Here is an 18,259-nt window from a genome sequence, read left to right on the forward strand (position 1 = left end):
CGCTCCTCTACATCTGTAGTAGCGCGGTACTCTACGGTTGTAGAGGACGCGGCGGAAGAGGGTCGATGGAACGTCGGGACGTGCTCGCGGACGCGGCGATCGAGGTGCTCGCGACGGCGGGGACCCGGGGGCTGACCCATCGGGCCGTCGACGCCGCGGCCGGCCTGGCCGAGGGGACGAGCTCGTACTACTTCCGCACGCGGGCGGCCCTGCTCGAGGCGTGCGTGAACCGGTTGGCCACCGACGTCGTCGATCGCGTGGCGGCCGCGGGCTCGGCGACCGGCGGGTCGGTGGAGGCACTGACGGAGCGGGCGTGTGCGCACCTCGAGCGGGTCGTCGGGCCGGACCGCCACCGGTTCCTGGCACGCCTGGAGCTCTCGCTCGAGTCGACGCGTCGTCCGGAGCTCGAGGCCGCGCTGGTCGTCGCCGGCGGACAGGTGCGGGCCGCGGTCGCCGGGCTGCTGCGCGGCCTCGGCGTGGACGATCCCGAGGGGAGGGCGTTCGACCTCGTCGCCTGCCTGGACGGCCTGGCGTTCGATCAGATCGCAGGAGCGGGTCGGACCGTGCGCGACGCGGCCGGACGTCGTCGGGCGGTGACGGCGGTCGTCGCGGCCTACGCCCGGGGCTAGCCGACCGCCTGGACGAACAGCGAGACCGCGAGCACCAGTCCGGCCACCGCGATCCCGACCCGCAGCACGGTCGGCGGCAGCCTCCGCGCGATCGCCGGGCCGGCGTAGTTGCCGGCGAGCAGGCCGATCAGCAGGGGGAGCGCGGCGGACCAGACGACGGTGCCGAACACGATGAAGCCGATCGCGGCCACCGCGTTCGACGCGCCGAGCAGCACGTTCTTCACCGCGTTGACCCGCACGAGGGTGTCGGCGAGCAGGTGCGAGAGCAGCGCCAGCATCAGCACCCCGGCGGCGGCGCCGAAGTAGCCCGAGTACACGCCGATCAGGACGGCGCCGACCGTGGTCGCGGCGTTCGGTCGTCCGTCGCGGCGGCCCTCGTCGGGACCGGCCGCCCGCGGCGGGCGCAGCAGGACCAGCGAGGCGAACGCGACCAGGAACGGCACGATCAGTGCGAACGTCTCCGACGGCGTCACCAGCACCAGGGCGCCGCCGACGATCCCGCCCAGCACGGTCAGCGGGATCAGGCGGAGCACCCGGTCGCGCTGCCCGCGCAGTTCCCGACGGGAGGACGCGATCGAGGAGGTACTGGAGATGGCCAGCGCGATGGTGTTCGTCTGGTTCGCGACGACGGGTGGGAGCCCGGCCGCGAGCAGGGCCGGGTAGGAGAAGAGGGAGGCCAGCCCGGCCATCGACCCCGACAGCCCCGCCGCCACCCCCGCGAGCAGGAGCAGCAGCGTCGTCGACACGGCTGTGATCAGATCACGGGGTGGCAGGCACAGGGGGCATCCGGCCGGTCGAGGTGACCGGCACCATCCGGCTCGGCCAGTTCCTCAAGCTCGCGGGCCTCGTGGAGCACGGGGCGGACGCCAAGGACGTCGTGGCGTCGGGCGAGGTGACCGTGAACGGGCGCGCCGAGACGCGGCGCGGACGGCAGCTCGCCGGGGGCGACGTCGTGGCGTTCGGCGGAGATCGGGCCCGCGTGATCGCACCGGAGTAGACCGGTCTTTTGCGTAGGCAACGAAACCCGGAGGTGCCGTCCCGGCGAACCGGGTGGAACGACGACGACCCCCGGGCTCCGCCGAGATGAGCCCTGCCGAGAGGTCGAAGGCAGGGCCGTCACCAGCTTAGAGCCCCGCCGTCCGAAGGGGTGATCAGGTCGGTCGGGGTCACCGGAACGGCGGAACCGGCCACCGTCCGACGCCTCCGCGAGCGGGACGTGAGGCATGCCGGACGGCCCGCCGGCCTGCGTGGTGTGCACCCCGGCGCGTCCGAGGCGGGACCAAGGCACTGCTCCGTTCGCGACGTCCTCGTGTCACGTGAACGTCACATGACCGACCGAGCGTCACGTTCCCTGACCAGTCGCCGTGCCGTAGCGTGAACGGCCTGTCCGATACGAGGCATTCGGCCACGGAGCGCGCGGAGGGTGGGTGCGGAGCGTGACCGAGGAGCACGCCGGGGACGGTCGACCTGGTCGGCTCCGCCGGCGTCAGCAGCTCGGCCGCACCGGTGCCCGCTTCCCCCGTCTCGTCGAACAGCCCGACCAGCCGGACGAGCCCGACGAGCCCCTGGAATCGGCGGAGGCCGGCGTCACCGGCCCGGACCCGTCGTCGGGGGACCCGATGATCGGCCGGACGGGCGCCCGTTTCGGCTCCCGCGGCCGCCGCGTCCGGCGGGTGCGCGAGCAGCGGGCCGCCGAGGACGCCGTGGTGCCGGTGCAGGCCGCGCCGGTGCGCGAACCACGCCGGGACCCGGTCCCGCGGGAGATCGACGACGCACCCACCAGCCCGCTGCACCTGGCCGAGCTGCGCGACCGCGCCGAGGGGTTCGAGTCGCGGGTGTCGGTGCGACCGTACGTGCGGACCCGCGGCCGGACCCGGGCGCGGCCCGACCTCCTCGTCGAGACCCTCATCTCGCTGCCCCGCCCCCGCCCGCCGCTCGAGGACCCCGAGCACGTCGTCATCGGCGAGATCTGCGACGCGGCCCCGCGCTCGGTCGCCGAGGTGGCCGCGCTCATGCAGGTGCCGCTCGGGGTGGCGCGGGTGCTGATCGGCGACATGGCCGACGGCGGGACCGTGCGGATCCACCCGACCGCGGCGGCCGGGGACCGGCGCGGCCCGGACCCCGAGGTGATGGCGCGCGTGCTGCGGGGGCTGCACGGTCTGTAGGGATGCGCACCCTCGCCGCCCCGGCGAACGCCACGGTCCCGGCCGGAGATCCGGTCGTGCCCGACGTCCCGGTCTGACGGAGGATGAGGACATGACGGCGGTGGCGGACAAGCGGTTGACCGGATACGCCCACGGCGGCGGGTGCGCCTGCAAGATCCCGCCGGGTGAGCTGGAGTCGTTCGTCCGCACCCTCGCCCCCGCGCCGACGGCCGAGCGGGTCGGCGAGCTCGTCGTCGGGCTGGAGGACGGCGACGACGCGGCCGCCGTGACGATCCGCGACGGTCTCGCCCTGATCGCCACCACCGACTTCTTCACGCCCGTCGTCGACGACCCCTACGACTGGGGGCGGATCGCCGCCGCGAACGCGCTGTCGGACGTGTACGCGATGGGCGGCCGGCCCGTCGTCGCGCTCAACCTGCTCTGCTGGCCGCGCGACGTGCTGCCCTACGAGATGGCCGCGGAGGTGCTGCGCGGCGGGCTCGCCGTGGCCGACGAGGCCGGCTGCCACGTCGCCGGCGGGCACTCGGTCGACGACCCGGAGCCCAAGTACGGCATGGCCGTCACCGGCACGGCCGATCCGGCGAAGTTGATCCGCAACGACGCCGGGCGCGCCGGGCTGCCGTTGACGCTCACCAAGCCGCTCGGGCTCGGCGTGCTGAACAACCGGCACAAGGTCACCGGCGAGGTGAGCGCCGCCGCCGTCGAGACGATGACGACGCTGAACGCCGCCGCGTCCCGCGCGGCCGTCGAGGCGGGGATCGTCGCCGGGACCGACGTGACCGGCTTCGGCCTGCTCGGTCACGCCTTCAAGCTCGCCCGCGCCTCCGGCGTCACCGCCGTGATCGACACGGCCGCCGTGCCGTACCTCGAGGGCGCCCGCGAGGCGCTGCGCGAGGGCTACGTGCCGGGCGGGTCACGGCGCAACCTGGACTGGGTCGCCCCGGAGTCCGACCTGGACGGTGCCGCCGAGGAGGACCGCATCCTGCTCGCCGACGCCCAGACCTCCGGCGGTCTGCTGCTCGTCGGCGAGATCCCGGGCCACCCGGTGATCGGGGAGCTCGTTCCCGACGACGGGGTGCGCCTGCGGCTCAGATGAGTGCGGTCTGCGCCCACAGGTCCTGGGCGGCCTCGGCGACGTCGGAGACCGGCACGTCGTGCGTCGCCGACGCGTGGTGGCCGCACCAGCCCTCGAGGACCCGGCGGCCGCACACCGCGCAGCCGCCGTGCCACGACACGAGCACGCGGTGCCACACGCGCGTCAGCGGTGCGACGTCGGCGAGGTTGGCGTAGGTGAACACCGCGACGGTCGGCGTGCCGACCGCGCCCGCCACGTGGCGGGGCCCGGAGTCGTTGCCGAGCATCAGGCGGGCGCGGGCGAGCAGGCCGACGAGTCCGGGCAGGGTGAGCCCACCGACCACGGTCTCCGGCTCCCGGCCGGTCACCGCCGCGTACCCGCGCGCGACCCCGGCCACCCGCTCGCCCTCGGAGCCACCGCCGACGACCACCACGCGCGCACCCTCGAGCCCGGCCGCCACCGCACCGAGCCGGTCCTCCGGATAGCAGCGCCGCGCGTCCGTGGCGCCCGGGTGCACGACGACGAGCGGCTCGTCGGTCTCGGCGACGACGTCCCGGGAGGCGGCGAGGTCCGCGGCGGTCACCGCGAGGCGCGGCTCGATCCGCGGGGTCGGCGCCCCGACGGCCGCGGCCAGCTCGTTCCAGCGCAGCGTGTCGTGCTGGTAGGGCGTGTACGGCACCCACCGGTCGAGGCGCGGCGCACCCGGTGCGGCCGTCCCCGCCGTCACGCGGGCCCCGAGCCGGCTCACCAGCGGGTTCGAGTTCCCGCCGCCGCCGTGCATCTGGATCGCGAGGTCGTAGCCGTACGCGCGCTGCTCGGCGGCCCACGCCTCGACGACCTCGGCCGGCGCGTCCGGGCCGGGGCCCACCCGCACGCCGGGCACCGGCGGGACGAACACCACGCGGTCGACGGGGGAGGGGCGCCCGGCGAGCAGCGCCTCCGAGTGCGGCTGGCCGAGCAGGGTGATCTCGGCGTCCGGGTAGGCCGCACGCACCGCCGACAGCGCGGGCTCGGACACGACCAGGTCCCCGAGGCCGTTCGCCCGCAGGATCGCCAACCGCCGCACGTCCGGCACGAGCGGGGCGGGGTCGGCGGGCACGCCGAGGGCCGGAGCCTTCCCGACGGCGGGTGTGGTCACCAGGGCAGTCACGGGCCCGTGGTGCCCACCCGACCCGTCGCGCCACCGGTCAAGACGGCCGGAGGTGCCCCGGGAGCGCCGAACGGGCCCCGGCGCTGTGTGCCGGACACATCACGGGTGGCGGTCGGGGTGTGGGACCCACCTGTCGCGGGTGGCGCGGGCCACCTACCGTCGGGTCCGTGAGCACCCCGGGAGAAGACCGCGCCGCCATCGTCACCGGCTCCACCAGCGGCATCGGCCGCGCGGTCGTCGAGCGCCTCGTCTCGGACGGCTGGCAGGTCCTCGGCGTCGACCTCCAGGCCAGCAACAACCCCGACGACCTGAAGGGCGCGGAGACCCTCGGCGCCGACCTGACCACCCGCGAGGGCAACCGGGCCGCGGTGGACACCGCTCTCGAGGCGTTCGGCCGGATCGACCTCGTCGTGCCCAACGCGGGCTTCCAGCACGTCTCGCCGGTCGCGGACTTCCCCGAGGACCGCTGGGACGCCCTGCTGCAGATCCTGCTGACCAGCCCGTTCCTGCTCGCCAAGTACGCGTGGCCCTCGTTGGTCGAGGCGCCCCGCGGCGGCCGGTTCGTCCCGATCGCCTCCGCGCACGCGCTGGCCGCCAGCCCGTTCAAGGCCGGCTACGTCTCGGCCAAGCACGGCGTGCTCGGCCTGGTGAAGACGCTCGCCCTCGAGGGCGCGGCCCAGGGCATCACCGCCGCCGCGGTCTGCCCGGGCTACGTGCGGACGCCGCTGGTGGAGAAGCAGATCGCCGACCAGGCGAAGGCGCACGGCATCAGCGAGGACCGGGTGATCGAGGAGGTCATCCTCACCCCGCACGCGCTGAAGCGGCTGATCGAGCCGAGCGAGGTCGCCGACGTCGTCGCCTTCCTGACAACGCCCGCCGGGTCCACGTTCACCGGCGTGCCGGTGACCATGGACATGGGGTGGACCGCGCGCTGATCCCCGTGGGGACTGCGAGACTCCGCGGGTGACGATCCGGGGCATCGCGTCCGAGCGATGGCTGACGGTCCCGAACCTGCTGTCGGTGATCCGGCTCGCCGGCGTGCCGGTGTTCCTCTGGCTGCTGCTCGGGCCGCGGGCCGACGGCTGGGCGCTGATCGTGCTCGTGATCTCCGGGGTCACCGACTGGCTCGACGGCAAGCTCGCCCGCTGGCTGGACCAGTACTCCAAGCTGGGGGAGGCCCTCGACCCGCTGGCCGACCGGCTCTACACCCTCGCGGCACTGGTCGCCTTCGTCGTGCGCGACATCGTGCCGTGGTGGGTCGTGGTGCTGATCGTCGGCCGCGACGTGGTGGTGTCCGCCGCCCTGCCGCTGCTGCGCCGCAAGGGCTACCTGGCCTTCCCGGTGCTCTACCTCGGCAAGGCCGCGACGCTCTGCCTGCTCTACGCGTTCCCGCTGCTGCTGCTCGCGCAGATGGACTGGCCGGGCGCCGACCTCGCCCGCCCGGTCGCCTACGCGTTCACCGCGTGGGGCATCGCGCTGCACCTGTGGTCGGGCGCCCTCTACGTCGTCCAGCTGATCCGGACACCCGCACGCTAGGGTCCCCCGGACCGTTCACCCGATCACCGTAGGAGGAGTCGTCGTGGTCCCCGAGGGTCTGCAGTACACCGCGGAGCACGAGTGGATCGCGTCGGCGGGCGACGACGACGTGGTGCGGGTCGGGATCACCGACTTCGCGCAGGAGCAGCTCGGCGACGTGGTGTTCGTCCAGCTCCCGACCGTCGGCGACACCGTGACGGCCGGCGACTCGATCGCCGAGGTCGAGTCCACCAAGTCGGTGTCGGAGATCTACGCGCCGCTCGCCGGCGAGATCACGGCCGTGAACTCCGACCTGGGCGACACCCCGGAGCAGGTCAACTCCGACCCCTACGGCTCCGGATGGATGTTCGAGCTGCGCCTCTCGGACGCCGGGGAGCGCTCCGAACTCCTCGACGCGGAGGGTTACCAGGCCGTCGTCGACGGGGCGTGATTCACCCCCGACGATGCGTGACCGATCCGGTCACGCCGCGTTGACATCGGTAGGGGACGACGAAGCGGGACCGACCCACGGCGTGATGGTGACGCACGGTACCGTGACCACGGCCTCGTCCCCACGCTCCCGACCGGGCGCCGTGGGGGTGGCCCGGCCGGGTGACGCACCCGGGTGAGGGACCCTGCGGGGAACCGCACGAGCCCAGCACCACCAGCGGCACGCGAGCATCCACGGCACGACGGACTTCGACGGAGGAGCACGGTGAGCACAGGCGGTCCGGTCCCCCCCGAGCGTCAGGGTGAGACGACGTCGGTCTTCCGGGCCGATTTCCTCGCCGAGACCGGCGAGGAGCCCCGGGGCGGCGTCTCCGGGGTCGACTCCCTGCCCGCCGGTTCGGCCCTGCTGGTCGTCAAGCGCGGCCCGAACGCGGGGTCGCGGTTCCTGCTCGACCGCGACACCACGAGCGCCGGTCGGCACCCCGACAGCGACATCTTCCTCGACGACGTCACCGTCTCCCGGCGGCACGCGGAGTTCCGCCGCGACGGCGCGGAGTTCGTGGTCGTCGACGTCGGGAGCCTCAACGGCACCTACGTCAACCGCGAGCCGGTGGACACCGCGGTGCTCGCCAACGGCGACGAGGTGCAGATCGGCAAGTTCCGGCTGGTCTTCCTCACCGGGCCGCGCGACGCCGGCTCGGGCGGACCGGGCGCCGAGTACTCGTGAGCCGGGCGAGCGGGGCGAAGGAGCCGGCGTGACGGCGGCGGGTCTGCCCCAGGGCGACTCGCGGGGTGCCCTGTCGATCGGGGCGGTCCTCGACGCCCTGCGCAGCGACTACCCGGAGATCACGATCTCGAAGATCCGGTTCCTCGAGTCCGAGGGCCTGATCTCGCCGGCGCGGACGCCGAGCGGCTACCGCCAGTTCTCCCACGCGGACATCCGGCGGCTGCGCTTCGTGCTCTCCGCCCAGCGGGACCACTACCTCCCGCTCAAGGTCATCCGGGCGAAGCTCGAGGAGTTCGACGCCTCGCCGACACCGGACGGCCCGGTGCTGACGGCCCCGCCCGACGTCGTGTCGCCCGCGGACACCGCGGCGCCGCGCACCGGCGGACCCGGCGGTGGCGGTGGCGGTGGCGGGTTCGACGGTGGCTTCGGGGGCACGGTGCCGCGGCCGCGGTCGCTCAGCGCCGTGGGGCCCTGGACGCCGACGGGCCCCTCCGACGAGGACCCGGACCGCGCCCTCGCGGGCGTGTCGTCCGGGGAGGACGTCGACGGGGTCGACCGCGAGACGGTGCTCGCCGAGGACGGGGTCGACGAGGCCCTGCTGACCTCGCTCGAGCACCACGGCATCCTGCGCCCGGACGTGTCCGGCCGCTACGAGCCCGAGGCGCCGGTCATCGCCCGGACCGCCGCGTCGCTCGCGGCGCTCGGTGTCGAGCCGCGGCTGCTGCGCGGGCTGCGGGCGGGCGCCGACCGCGAGGTCGGGCTGCTCACCCAGCTCGTCACCCCCGTGGCGCGCAGCCGGGCCCCCGAGGCCACGCGCCGTGCCCACGACCTCTCCGGCGAGCTCGCCGCGCTCTCGGGGCGGCTGCACGCCCTGCTGGTGGGCTCCGGCCTGCGGCACGGCCTGCGCCGCTGACTCGTCCCGACGGGCCGTCGGTCACCTCGGTGACCGGCGGCCCGTTCGTGTGTCCGGCCCCGCGACCCCGCCGGTCGCCTCGGCGCCGGCCGAACCCCGCGAGCCGTCGTCGGGAAGGCTCACGGTGAGTCGCCGGGCGGGGCTTCGCCACCGCCCCGGGAGGCCCCGGAGCGTGTAGCGTTCCACCGTCGACTCCGGTCGCACGGGCTGATCGCGTGGCCAGGGTCGAGACTCCAGATCACGGCGTGTCCCGCACGCCAGGGCCGGAACAGGAGGCGAGACGCATGAGTGAGATGCGTGTCGTGGGCGTACGGGTCGAACTTCCCGCGAACCAGCCGATCCTCCTCCTGCGGGAGTCCGACGGTGACCGCTACCTGCCGATCTGGATCGGCTCGGTCGAGGCCACCGCGATCGCCCTCGAGCAGCAGGGCGTGAAGCCCGCGCGGCCGCTGACGCACGACCTCCTCAAGGACGTCCTGGGCGCGCTGGACCGGCGCCTGGAGCAGGTGCGGATCACCGACCTGCAGGAGGGCACGTTCTACGCGGAGCTCGTCTTCGACGGCGACGTCCGGGTGTCCGCGCGGCCCAGCGACTCGGTCGCGCTCGCCCTGCGGGTGGGGGTGCCGATCCACGCCGAGGAGGGAGTGCTCTCCGAGGCCGGGCTCGTCATCCCCGACGAGCAGGAGGACGAGGTCGAGAAGTTCCGGGAGTTCCTGGACACCGTGTCGCCCGAGGACTTCGCCGGCACGTGATCGACAGCGGGTCGGGCAGCGGGGTCGGCGCGTCGTCCGCGACGCGCCGCTCGTCTCACCGTGAAGTTCAGGTGGAGACTTGGCCGCGCGTCGCGTTGACCCCCGTGGACACCCCTCGTACGGTCGTCTGACCAGGTCGGGGCAGTAGGAGGAGGCAAGCGTGGCGGGAGCCGGAGAGCGGCCCGAGCAGGGTGCCTCGTTGCAGCCGCTGGGTCCCGCGGGGGAGCAGGGTTCCCTGTTCCCCGACGAGCTCTTCGGAGAGGGCCCGAACGACGACGTCCTCGGGTACCGGGGGCCGGCCGCCTGCCAGATCGTCGGCATCACCTACCGCCAGCTGGACTACTGGGCGCGTACCAAGCTCGTCGTGCCCAGCATCCGCACCGCGACCGGGTCGGGCTCGCAGCGCCTGTACTCGTTCAAGGACCTCGCGGTGCTCAAGGTGGTCAAGAACCTCCTCGACACCGGGGTGTCGCTGAACAACATCCGCACCGCGGTGGAGCAGCTGCGTCGCCACGGGGTGCGCGACCTCGCCCGCATCACGCTGTTCTCCGACGGCGTCACCGTCTACGAGTGCACCTCCCCCGAGGAGGTCGTGGACCTGCTGCAGGGCGGCCAGGGCGTGTTCGGGATCGCCGTGGGCGGCGCGATGCGCGAGCTGTCCGGCTCGATCGCGCACTTCCCGGCCGAGCGCGCCGGTGCCGGCGCGGCCGTCGTCGAGCACGCGCCGGAGGACGAGCTGGCCTCCCGGCGCAACCGGGGCGCCCGGTCGGCGGGGTAGACCTCACGCGCCCGGTGGGCTGACACGGCGTACCCGTCACGGTAACGTCACGCGCGTTGGTCGCTCACCCCACGCGGGAGAGTCCTGCAGTCAGAAGCCTCTGGACGCAGGCGCCGAAGGAGCAACTCCTCCCCGGAATCTCTCAGGCATCCCGTACCGCGTGGGTCAGACCACCTCTGGAAAGCGGTGGCCTCCGTCAGCGATGACGGGGACCGCCCGCCGATGGTGCAAGCCGGCCCGACGCCCGACGTCGGGGTCGAGGTCCGGTGAAGCTCTCAGGCGCCCGCGCAGGACCCGGAGCGGGCAGTGGCAGAGGGGGAGGGATCCCGGTGTGCCCGTCGTGGCGCACGCCGGGGAGACCCTGACCGCCGGATGCCGGGAGGCCCCCCGTGAGCCCCAGCAGTGATCGTCTCTCCCTCGCCGCCCTCGAGCACGGTCGGCCGTTCTCCGAGCGCCACATCGGCCCGGACGCTGCAGAGCTGGCCCGCATGCTCGAGACGATCGGCGTCGGATCGCTCGAGGAGCTCGCCGACGCCGCGATGCCGACGTCGATCCGCACCGACCCGGCCGACTGGGAGTCCAGCGGCTCGCGGGACCAGGTGCCGCCGCCGGCCGCCACCGAGGCACAGGTCCTCGACGAGCTCCGGGCCCTCGCCGGGTCGGACACCACGCTCGTGCCGATGCTCGGTCTGGGCTACCACGGCACGCTCACCCCGCCGGTGATCCGCCGCAACGTGCTCGAGGACCCGGCCTGGTACACCGCCTACACGCCCTACCAGCCCGAGATCAGCCAGGGCCGGCTCGAGGCGCTGCTGAACTTCCAGACCGTGGTCTGCGACCTCACCGGCCTCGACGTCGCCGGCGCCTCCATGCTCGACGAGTCCACCGCCGCCGTCGAGGCGATGATGCTGCTGCGTCGGGTGGTGAAGAACCGGGGCGAGAAGTTCCTCGTCGACGCCGACACCCTGCCCCAGACGATCGCCGTCCTCCGCACGCGGGCGGACTCGCTGGGGATCGCGATCGAGTTGGTGGACGCCACGGCCGAGCTCCCCGAGGGTGACTTCTTCGGGCTCCTGCTGGCGGCACCCGGCGCGAGCGGCGCCCTGCGCGACCACACCGCCGTCATCGCCGCGGCCCACGAGCGCGGCGCGCAGGTCGTCGCCGCCTGCGACCTCCTCGCGGCCACCCTGGTCACGCCGCCCGGCGACCAGGGCGCGGACGTCGCCGTCGGCTCCACGCAGCGCTTCGGGGTGCCGCTGGGCTTCGGCGGCCCGCACGCCGGGTTCCTGGCCGTGCGCCAGCAGCTCGCCCGGCAGCTCCCGGGCCGCCTCGTCGGTACGTCGATCGACGCCGACGGCAATCCCGCGCACCGGCTCGCCCTGCAGACCCGCGAGCAGCACATCCGCCGCGACAAGGCCACCAGCAACATCTGCACCGCGCAGGTGCTGCTCGCCGTCATCGCCTCGATGTACGCCGTGTACCACGGCCCGTCGGGCCTGGCCGACATCGCGCGCCGCACCCACCGTATGGCCGCCGTCCTCGCGGCGGGCCTGGTCAAGGGCGGCGTCGAGGTCGTCCACCGCGAGTTCTTCGACACCGTGCTCGTCCGCGTGCCGGGGCAGGCGGCCGAGGTGACCGGCGCCTGTCGTCGGGAAGGCGTCCTCGTCCGCGAGGTCGACGCCGACCACGTCGGCGTCGCCTGCTCGGAGGTGACCACCCGTGAACACCTCGCCGCGATCTGGCGGGCGTTCGGCGTCGGCGAGCTCGAGATCGCCGACCTCGACGCGGCCACCGAGGACGCCGTCCCCGCACCGCTGGTCCGCTCCTCGGCCTACCTGACCAACCCGGTCTTCCACCGCCACCGCAGCGAGACCTCGCTGCTGCGCTACCTGCGCGCGCTGTCGGACAAGGACGTGGCGCTGGACCGGAGCATGATCCCGCTGGGCTCGTGCACGATGAAGCTCAACGCCACGGCCGAGATGGAGCCGATCACCTACCCGGGCTTCGCCGACCTGCACCCGTTCGCGCCGGAGTCGGACGCGCCCGGGATGCTGCAGGTCATCCACGACCTCGAGGCGTGGCTGGTGCACCTCACCGGCTACCACGCGGTGTCGCTGCAGCCGAACGCCGGCTCGCAGGGGGAGCTCGCCGGGCTGCTCGCCATCCGCGCCTACCACCACTCCCGCGGCGACACCCACCGCGACGTCTGCGTCATCCCGTCGTCGGCGCACGGCACCAACGCGGCGTCGGCGATCTCGGCGGGCATGCGGGTGAAGGTCGTGAAGACCACCGAGCGCGGCGACGTCGACCTCGAGGACCTGCAGAAGGTCATCGGCGAGGTCGGCGACGCGCTGTCGGCCATCATGATCACGTACCCGTCGACGCACGGCGTCTACGAGCCGCACGTGCGCAAGGTCCTCGCGGCGGTGCACGACGCGGGCGGCCAGGTCTACGTCGACGGCGCCAACCTGAACGCGCTGGTCGGGCTCGCCCGGCCGGGCCGCTTCGGCGCGGACGTGTCGCACCTGAACCTGCACAAGACCTTCTGCATCCCGCACGGTGGCGGCGGACCCGGCGTCGGGCCGATCGGCGTGGCCGAGCACCTCGCGCCGTTCCTGCCGAACCACCCGGCCCAGCCGTCGGCGGGCCCGGAGACCGGCATCGGCCCGGTCGCCGGCGCGCCGTGGGGCTCTGCGTCCATCCTCCCGATCTCGTGGGCCTACATCCGGCTGATGGGCGTCGACGGGCTGCGCCGCGCCACCCTCACCGCCGTGGCGGCCGCGAACTACGTGGCCGCGCGCCTCCGTGACTCGTTCCCGGTGCTCTACACCGGCCCGGGCGGCTTCGTCGCCCACGAGTGCATCCTCGACCTGCGTCCCCTGACGAAGGCCTCGGGCATCACCGTGGACGACGTCGCCAAGCGGCTCGCCGACTACGGCTTCCACGCCCCGACGATGTCGTTCCCGGTGGCCGGCACGCTGATGGTGGAGCCCACCGAGTCGGAGAACCTGGCCGAGATCGACCGGTTCTGCGACGCCATGATCGCCATCCGCGCCGAGATCGCGCGTGTGGAGGCGGGGGAGTGGCCCGCGGACGACAACCCGCTGGTCCACGCCCCGTTCACGGCCCGCTCGGTGCTCGTCGACGAGTGGACCCACCCGTTCACGCGGGAGGAGGCGGCCTTCCCGGCCGCGGGTCGTCCGGACAAGATCTGGGTCCCGGTCCGGCGGATCGACTCCGCGCACGGCGACCGGCACCTGGTGTGCTCCTGCCCGCCCCTGGAGGAGCTGGCGGAGGCGTAGGTGGCTGCGCCCTGTGAGTACTAATCCGTGCCAGGGGACGGATGAGTACTCACAGGGGCTTCGCCCACCTCCCGGCCGATCCGGCTGCCCACCGCCACCGCCACCGCGGCCGCGGCCACCATGCACACCCCGACCACCCACAGACCGGCGCGCTGGGAACCGCTGAGGTCCGCGAGGGCGCCGGTGATGTAGGGCGCGGTGAACCCGCTGAGGTTGCCCAGCGAGTTGATCAGCGCGATCCCGCCCGCGGCGGCCGCGCCGGTGAGGAACTGCGACGGCAGCGCCCAGAACGGGGCCAGCGCGCCGCACACGCCGACGGCGCACAGGGTCACCGCGCCCATCGCCAGCCACGGGTTCGCCAGGTACAGCGCGACCGGGATCGCGAGGCCACCGAGCAGCGCCGGGGCGGCCACGAACCAGGCGCGGCCGCGCATCGACCGCGCCGCGTCGGCCCGCCGTCCCCAGACCACCATGACGACGGCGGCGATCACGTAGGGGATCGCGGTGACGAAGCCACGCTGCAGTACGTCGAGCTTGGTGCCGAACTGCTGCTCGAAGCCCGCGACGATCGTCGGGAGGAAGAAGCTCAGCGCGTACAGGCCGTAGGTGATGCCGAAGTAGACGAAGGCCAGCGCGAGGATCCGGGGGTGGGTCAGGGCGCGGCGCAGCGGCCAGTGCGCGGTGCGCTCGGTGGCCCGGGCCTCCGCCTCCAGCTTCTCGGTGAGCCAGGCCCGCTCGTCGTCGCGCAGCCAGCGGGCCTGGCCCGGACGGTCGGTCAGGGCGAAGAACGTGAGCACCCCGAGCAGGATCGCGGGGATGCCCTCGGCGGCGAACATGACACGCCAGCCGGACGCGCCGAAGAGCCCGTCGCCGGCGCGGATCAGCAGGCTCGAGACCACCGAACCGACGGCGACCGAGACCGGGACCGCCGTCATGAACAGCGCGACCGCGCGCGCCCGCTGCTCGGCCGGGAACCAGTAGGTCAGGTACAGGATGATCCCGGGGAAGAACCCGGCCTCCGCCACGCCGAGCAGGAACCGCAGCACGATGAGCACCGTGGCGTTGGGGACGAACGCCATCGCGGTGGCGATGATCCCCCACGACACGAGGATGCGGGTGATCCAGATCCGGGCGCCGAAGCGGTGCAGCGCCAGGTTGGAGGGCACCTCGAGCACGAGGTAGCCGATGAAGAAGATGCCCGACGCCAGCCCGAACATCGTCGCGGTGAGGCCGAGCTCGGCGTTCATGCCGTTCGGGCCCGCGAACCCGATGTTGACCCGGTCCAGGTAGTTGACGAAGTACAGGAGCACGAGCAGCGGCAGGAGGCGCCGGGCGACCCGGCGCAGTGTCCGCTTCCCGACCTCGGTGTCCGGAGTCGTCGTCGACATGACCGACACCAGATACGTCCGGTGTGCCCCGCGTCAAGCCCGCACGATCACCGCGGGCACCGGCGCGGCCGCGAGGATGGCCCCCGCCCGGTCGCCGAGGAAGAACCGGGTCGCGGCGCTCGGGGACCCGCCCACCACGAGGAGGTCGGACTCGGTCCAGTCGGCGGCGTGCACGGCCGCGTCCCAGCTCGCGCCGACGTGCACCCCGGCGTCCACGCCCTCGAGGCCCAGCGCGTCGAGGGCCTCCTGCTGGGCTGCGGTGATCTGCCGCGTCCACTCCGCGATGACCGGTTCCTCGGCGTCCAGCCCCACCTCGGGCGGGATCGCCGCGCCGCGGCGGACGGCGAACGAGGCGACCCGCAACGACGCGTCGGACCTGCGCGCGAGGTCGGCCGCGGCCGCCAGCACGGCCGGGGCTCCCGTCGTCCCGTCGAACGCGCAGGTCACGCGGTGGACGGGCATGCCCGGCACGGAGGCGCCGCCACCCCGGGCGAGGACCACCGGCACCGGGGAGCTGCGCGCCACGCGGGTGGCGATGCGGCCGGACCGGTCGGCGTCGGTGCCGAGCACCAGCGCCGAGACGCCGCCCTCGCCCGCGGCCGCCACCAGCGCCTCGGCCACCGACCGGCCGTGGACGGTGTCCTGCCGGACGTCGAGGCCGGTCGCGGCGAGCACGCCCTCGACCGCCGCCCAGGCCGGGGCGGCGTCGTCGGCGGTGCCCGGCGTGACGACGAGCGCCACGGCCAGGTCCTCGCCCCACACCCGGGCGAGCCGGGCCGCGAGCCCGACGGCGCCGCCGGCGTCGTCGCGCGCCCGCGGCGAGAGGCCGACCAGCACCGTCATCGGCCGTCCTCCTCCGCCGCGATCAGCGCCGAGCGCCGCGAGCCGTAGACCGACCAGAACAGCAGGGCCACCACCAGCCAGACGGCGAACACGATGATCGTCACCCAGGACAGCCCGGAGATCAGGTAGAGGCACGCGAGGATGGAGAGGACCGGGGTGACGGGGTAGCCGGGGACCGTGAAGCCGCGGGGCAGGTCGGGCGCGGTGCGGCGCAGCACGATCACCCCCACCGAGACCACGGTGAACGCCACGAGGGTGCCGATCGAGACGAGGTCGGCGAGCACGTCGAGGGGGACCAGTCCCGCGAGCAGACCGACCACCACGGCCACGACGACGGTGTTGCGGACCGGGGTGAGCGTGCGCCGGTCGACCCGCGACAGCACGGCGGGCAGCATCCCGTCGCGGCTCATCGTGAACAGGATCCGGGTCTGGCCGTACATCGTCACGAGCGTGATCGAGAAGATCGAGATCACCGCGCCCGCCGCGAGCACGATCGAGGGCCACGTCGACCCGGTGACCTCGGCGAGGATCGCGGCGAGGCCGGCCTCCTGGCCCTCGAAGCGCGGCCAGTCCTGGGCGCCGATCGCGGTGACGGCGACGAGCAGGTAGATCACGGTGACGATCACCAGGGCGAGCACCAGCGCCCGCGGCAGCGTGCGGCGGGGGTCGACGGCCTCCTCACCCGCGGTCGAGACCGCGTCGAGGCCGATGAAGGAGAAGAACACGGTGCCGGCGGCGGCCCCCACGCCCGCGGCGCCGAACGGCGCGAAGTCGGCGAACCGGTCGGCCGAGAACGCGGTCGCGGCGATGACGCCGAACATCAGCAGCACGGCGAGCTTGATGACGACCATGACCGCGTTGGCCGTCGCCGACTCGCTGACGCCGCGCACCAGCAGCACCGCGCACAGCACGACCAGCACCATCGCCGGCAGGTTCACCACCCCGCCCGCGCCCGGGGCGCCGGAGAGCGCGTCGGGGATGCGCACGCCGATCGTGTCGGCGAGCAGCGAGTTCAGGTACTCCGACCAGCCCACCGCGACCGCCGCGGAGGACACCATGTACTCGAGCAGCAGACAGGCGGCGACGGCCATCGCCGGGGCCTCGCCGAGCGTGGCGTAGGCGTAGGAGTAGCTCGACCCGCTCACCGGCACCGCGGAGGCGAGTTCCGCGTAGCAGAGAGCGGTCAGCCCGGCGGTGATCGCGGCGATCACGAAGCTCACGACGACGGCGGGGCCGGCCTCCGGGGTCGCCTCGGAGAGCACGAAGAAGATGCCGGTGCCGACGGTCGCCCCGACGCCGAACGCCGTGAGCTGCACGAGCGTGATGCTGCGGCGCAGCTCGCCGCCGCCGGCCTCGTCGGCCCCGGTCTCGGCGGCCATCGTCGTGACCGGCTTGCGGCGCAGCCAGGCGTGCGCGGGCGGGGCCAGGGGCATTCGCGCACCCTAGACGGGCACCCCGGTCAGGTGCAGGAACGCAGGGCGGAGACGTCCGGGTCGGCGCCGCGCTCGAAGGAGATGTGGACGTGGTCCTCGTGGTTGGCGGTCGCCCCGCCACGGTCCTCCATGCCCTTCCACCCGGAGCCGGTGTTGATCCGCTGGTCCCAGATGGCGTAGGAGACGCCGAGCGCGTCCTTGTTGGACATGACGCACTCGGCGATCGCGTCGCCGTCGGTGGTCATGAAGTCCAGCGCGTAGCCGCCGGGGTGGTCCGAGGCGTTCCCGCGGCTGCCGACGCCGAGGACGTCGTGGCCGGGGAACACGCACTCCAGCGCGTTGCCGACGGTCTGGACCGAGTCCGCGACCCCGCCGTAGCTCGAGTCGGCGCCGCAGGACGTGATCGACGCGGCACGCTCGGCGGCGGCGCGGGCCTGCTCGGCCTCGGCGGCCCGTGCCTGCTCGGCGGCGGCCGCCTGCGCGGTCTGCTCGGCCTGGCGCCGGGCCCGGTCGCCCGCCTTGAACAGGTCGGCGGTCACCGGGTCGGAGGAGGCGTTCACGACGACGGGGGCGACGGCCGGGGCGGCCGCCGCCGGCGCGAGGCTGGTGCCCTGCGCGGAGAGCTCCAGCGTCGTGTCGTCGGTCGGGAACTGCAGCGCCGCGGGCGTGACGGCGGCGAGGGCCACCGTCGCGACGCCGGCCGCGGCCAGGCCGTGGCGACGGGCGTCCCGGGCGGCGTGGGCCCGCTGCCGACGGGCCGGGCGGCCGGGACGACCGTGGCCGTCCGGCGTGAAGCCGGCGCGGGCCTGCCGCTGCGCCACGAGGGCGGCGAGGTCGAGGACGGTCGTGGGGGCGTCGACGGTCGCCACCGCGCCCCGCTCCTCGGGGGAGCGGGACGCGGGACGACGCGCCGGCACTGGGGAGCGGTGCCGGGACACGCAGGGGCCTTCCGGTCGGGGAGCTGTCTCGTGCGGTACTGCGCGGAGACGTCCGCCGGACCGTCCGTCGGGGTCGGTCGGTCCGTCGTGGAAGGGATTGCTCACGGCGCGGTGGGGAGCCGATGCCGTGACCTTTCCGTGACTTCTCCTTGACCCAAGGTAGGCCCTGGCCCGTCGTCGGGAAGGCGGCGACGACGGCCG

The 18,259-nt window shown here is 74.2% G+C and carries 18 protein-coding genes and 1 riboswitch; of the genes, 12 read left to right on the plus strand and 6 right to left on the minus strand.

What is annotated here, in order from left to right:
• Nucleotides 1-65: 65 nt before the first annotated feature.
• Entirely contained in the window at nt 66-629 is a 564-nt protein-coding gene (locus tag ACQPYX_RS17095; protein WP_433798518.1) for a TetR/AcrR family transcriptional regulator, read from the plus strand.
• Here the strand turns inward: ACQPYX_RS17095 and ACQPYX_RS17100 are convergent.
• Entirely contained in the window at nt 626-1,375 is a 750-nt protein-coding gene (locus ACQPYX_RS17100; protein ID WP_433798519.1) for a sulfite exporter TauE/SafE family protein, read from the minus strand. The genes ACQPYX_RS17095 and ACQPYX_RS17100 overlap by 4 nt on opposite strands.
• A gap of 20 nt (nt 1,376-1,395) precedes the next feature.
• On the opposite strand from ACQPYX_RS17100, the gene ACQPYX_RS17105 reads away from it, so the two are divergent.
• The 3 genes from ACQPYX_RS17105 (at nt 1,396) to selD (ending at nt 3,890) form a co-directional block, all read left to right on the plus strand.
• Nucleotides 1,396-1,626, plus strand: a complete 231-nt coding sequence (locus ACQPYX_RS17105; RefSeq protein ID WP_433798520.1) for an RNA-binding S4 domain-containing protein — start codon at nt 1,396-1,398, stop codon at nt 1,624-1,626.
• 439 nt (nt 1,627-2,065) lie between these two features.
• Nucleotides 2,066-2,794, plus strand: coding sequence for a DUF742 domain-containing protein (locus ACQPYX_RS17110; RefSeq protein WP_433798521.1), 729 nt, complete (start codon nt 2,066-2,068; stop codon nt 2,792-2,794).
• Nucleotides 2,795-2,885: 91 nt separating this feature from the next.
• Nucleotides 2,886-3,890, plus strand: a complete 1,005-nt coding sequence (gene selD / locus ACQPYX_RS17115; protein ID WP_433798522.1) for a selenide, water dikinase SelD — start codon at nt 2,886-2,888, stop codon at nt 3,888-3,890.
• On the opposite strand, the gene ACQPYX_RS17120 is transcribed toward selD, so the two are convergent.
• The gene (locus tag ACQPYX_RS17120; RefSeq protein WP_433798523.1) at nt 3,883-5,019 is read right to left on the minus strand and encodes a glycosyltransferase family 9 protein; all 1,137 of its coding nucleotides are present in this window, start codon (nt 5,017-5,019) and stop codon (nt 3,883-3,885) included. The genes selD and ACQPYX_RS17120 overlap by 8 nt on opposite strands.
• Before the next feature lie 167 nt (nt 5,020-5,186).
• Between ACQPYX_RS17120 and ACQPYX_RS17125 the strand changes: the two genes are divergently transcribed.
• The 8 genes from ACQPYX_RS17125 (at nt 5,187) to gcvP (ending at nt 13,456) form a co-directional block, all read left to right on the plus strand.
• Nucleotides 5,187-5,954, plus strand: a complete 768-nt coding sequence (locus tag ACQPYX_RS17125) for a 3-hydroxybutyrate dehydrogenase (protein WP_433798524.1) — start codon at nt 5,187-5,189, stop codon at nt 5,952-5,954.
• A gap of 28 nt (nt 5,955-5,982) precedes the next feature.
• Nucleotides 5,983-6,555 carry a CDP-alcohol phosphatidyltransferase family protein gene (locus tag ACQPYX_RS17130; RefSeq protein WP_230751740.1) on the plus strand — a complete coding sequence of 191 codons (573 nt, stop codon included), beginning with the start codon at nt 5,983-5,985 and terminating at the stop codon, nt 6,553-6,555.
• 43 nt (nt 6,556-6,598) lie between these two features.
• Entirely contained in the window at nt 6,599-6,985 is a 387-nt protein-coding gene (gcvH, locus tag ACQPYX_RS17135; RefSeq protein WP_433798525.1) for a glycine cleavage system protein GcvH, read from the plus strand.
• Nucleotides 6,986-7,249: 264 nt separating this feature from the next.
• Complete coding sequence (gene garA / locus ACQPYX_RS17140; RefSeq protein WP_230751742.1) at nt 7,250-7,711, plus strand: glycogen accumulation regulator GarA; 462 nt, start codon at nt 7,250-7,252, stop codon at nt 7,709-7,711.
• Between the two features lie 70 nt (nt 7,712-7,781).
• The gene (locus tag ACQPYX_RS17145) at nt 7,782-8,624 is read left to right on the plus strand and encodes a MerR family transcriptional regulator (protein ID WP_433803745.1); all 843 of its coding nucleotides are present in this window, start codon (nt 7,782-7,784) and stop codon (nt 8,622-8,624) included.
• A gap of 284 nt (nt 8,625-8,908) precedes the next feature.
• Nucleotides 8,909-9,376 carry a bifunctional nuclease family protein gene (locus ACQPYX_RS17150; RefSeq protein WP_026204493.1) on the plus strand — a complete coding sequence of 156 codons (468 nt, stop codon included), beginning with the start codon at nt 8,909-8,911 and terminating at the stop codon, nt 9,374-9,376.
• A 160-nt stretch (nt 9,377-9,536) separates the two neighbouring features.
• Nucleotides 9,537-10,154 carry a MerR family transcriptional regulator gene (locus ACQPYX_RS17155; protein ID WP_372460414.1) on the plus strand — a complete coding sequence of 206 codons (618 nt, stop codon included), beginning with the start codon at nt 9,537-9,539 and terminating at the stop codon, nt 10,152-10,154.
• A 64-nt stretch (nt 10,155-10,218) separates the two neighbouring features.
• Nucleotides 10,219-10,323, plus strand: a riboswitch (glycine riboswitch).
• Nucleotides 10,324-10,543: 220 nt separating this feature from the next.
• Nucleotides 10,544-13,456 (plus strand): aminomethyl-transferring glycine dehydrogenase, encoded by a 2,913-nt coding sequence (gene gcvP / locus ACQPYX_RS17160; protein ID WP_433798526.1) that lies wholly within the window; start codon nt 10,544-10,546, stop codon nt 13,454-13,456.
• A gap of 20 nt (nt 13,457-13,476) precedes the next feature.
• Here gcvP and ACQPYX_RS17165 read toward each other — a convergent pair whose 3' ends face one another.
• From ACQPYX_RS17165 to ACQPYX_RS17180, 4 genes are read right to left on the minus strand one after another with little or no spacing between them, the layout of a single operon-like run.
• On the minus strand, nt 13,477-14,844 hold the full coding sequence (locus ACQPYX_RS17165; protein WP_433798527.1) for an MFS transporter: 1,368 nt from the start codon (nt 14,842-14,844) through the stop codon (nt 13,477-13,479).
• A 33-nt stretch (nt 14,845-14,877) separates the two neighbouring features.
• Nucleotides 14,878-15,687 carry a universal stress protein gene (locus ACQPYX_RS17170; protein ID WP_433798528.1) on the minus strand — a complete coding sequence of 270 codons (810 nt, stop codon included), beginning with the start codon at nt 15,685-15,687 and terminating at the stop codon, nt 14,878-14,880.
• Nucleotides 15,684-17,120, minus strand: coding sequence for an APC family permease (locus ACQPYX_RS17175; protein ID WP_433798529.1), 1,437 nt, complete (start codon nt 17,118-17,120; stop codon nt 15,684-15,686). Before ACQPYX_RS17175 ends, ACQPYX_RS17170 begins: the two co-directional genes overlap by 4 nt.
• Before the next feature lie 26 nt (nt 17,121-17,146).
• Complete coding sequence (locus tag ACQPYX_RS17180; RefSeq protein ID WP_433798530.1) at nt 17,147-17,989, minus strand: hypothetical protein; 843 nt, start codon at nt 17,987-17,989, stop codon at nt 17,147-17,149.
• Nucleotides 17,990-18,259 lie beyond the last annotated feature (270 nt).

Source organism: Actinomycetospora sp. CA-084318 (assembly GCF_050955885.1).
Taxonomy (GTDB): Bacteria; Actinomycetota; Actinomycetes; order Mycobacteriales; family Pseudonocardiaceae; genus Actinomycetospora.

What these genes read in the sequence shown, in the direction of transcription:
- selD (WP_433798522.1), top strand. Translation starts at nt 2,886, where the DNA reads ATGACGGCGGTGGCGGACAAGCGGTTGACCGGATACGCCCACGGCGGC.
- ACQPYX_RS17175 (WP_433798529.1), bottom strand. Translation starts at nt 17,120, where the DNA reads ATGCCCCTGGCCCCGCCCGCGCACGCCTGGCTGCGCCGCAAGCCGGTC.
- ACQPYX_RS17150 (WP_026204493.1), top strand. Translation starts at nt 8,909, where the DNA reads ATGAGTGAGATGCGTGTCGTGGGCGTACGGGTCGAACTTCCCGCGAAC.
- ACQPYX_RS17095 (WP_433798518.1), top strand. Translation starts at nt 66, where the DNA reads ATGGAACGTCGGGACGTGCTCGCGGACGCGGCGATCGAGGTGCTCGCG.
- ACQPYX_RS17165 (WP_433798527.1), bottom strand. Translation starts at nt 14,844, where the DNA reads ATGTCGACGACGACTCCGGACACCGAGGTCGGGAAGCGGACACTGCGC.
- ACQPYX_RS17170 (WP_433798528.1), bottom strand. Translation starts at nt 15,687, where the DNA reads ATGACGGTGCTGGTCGGCCTCTCGCCGCGGGCGCGCGACGACGCCGGC.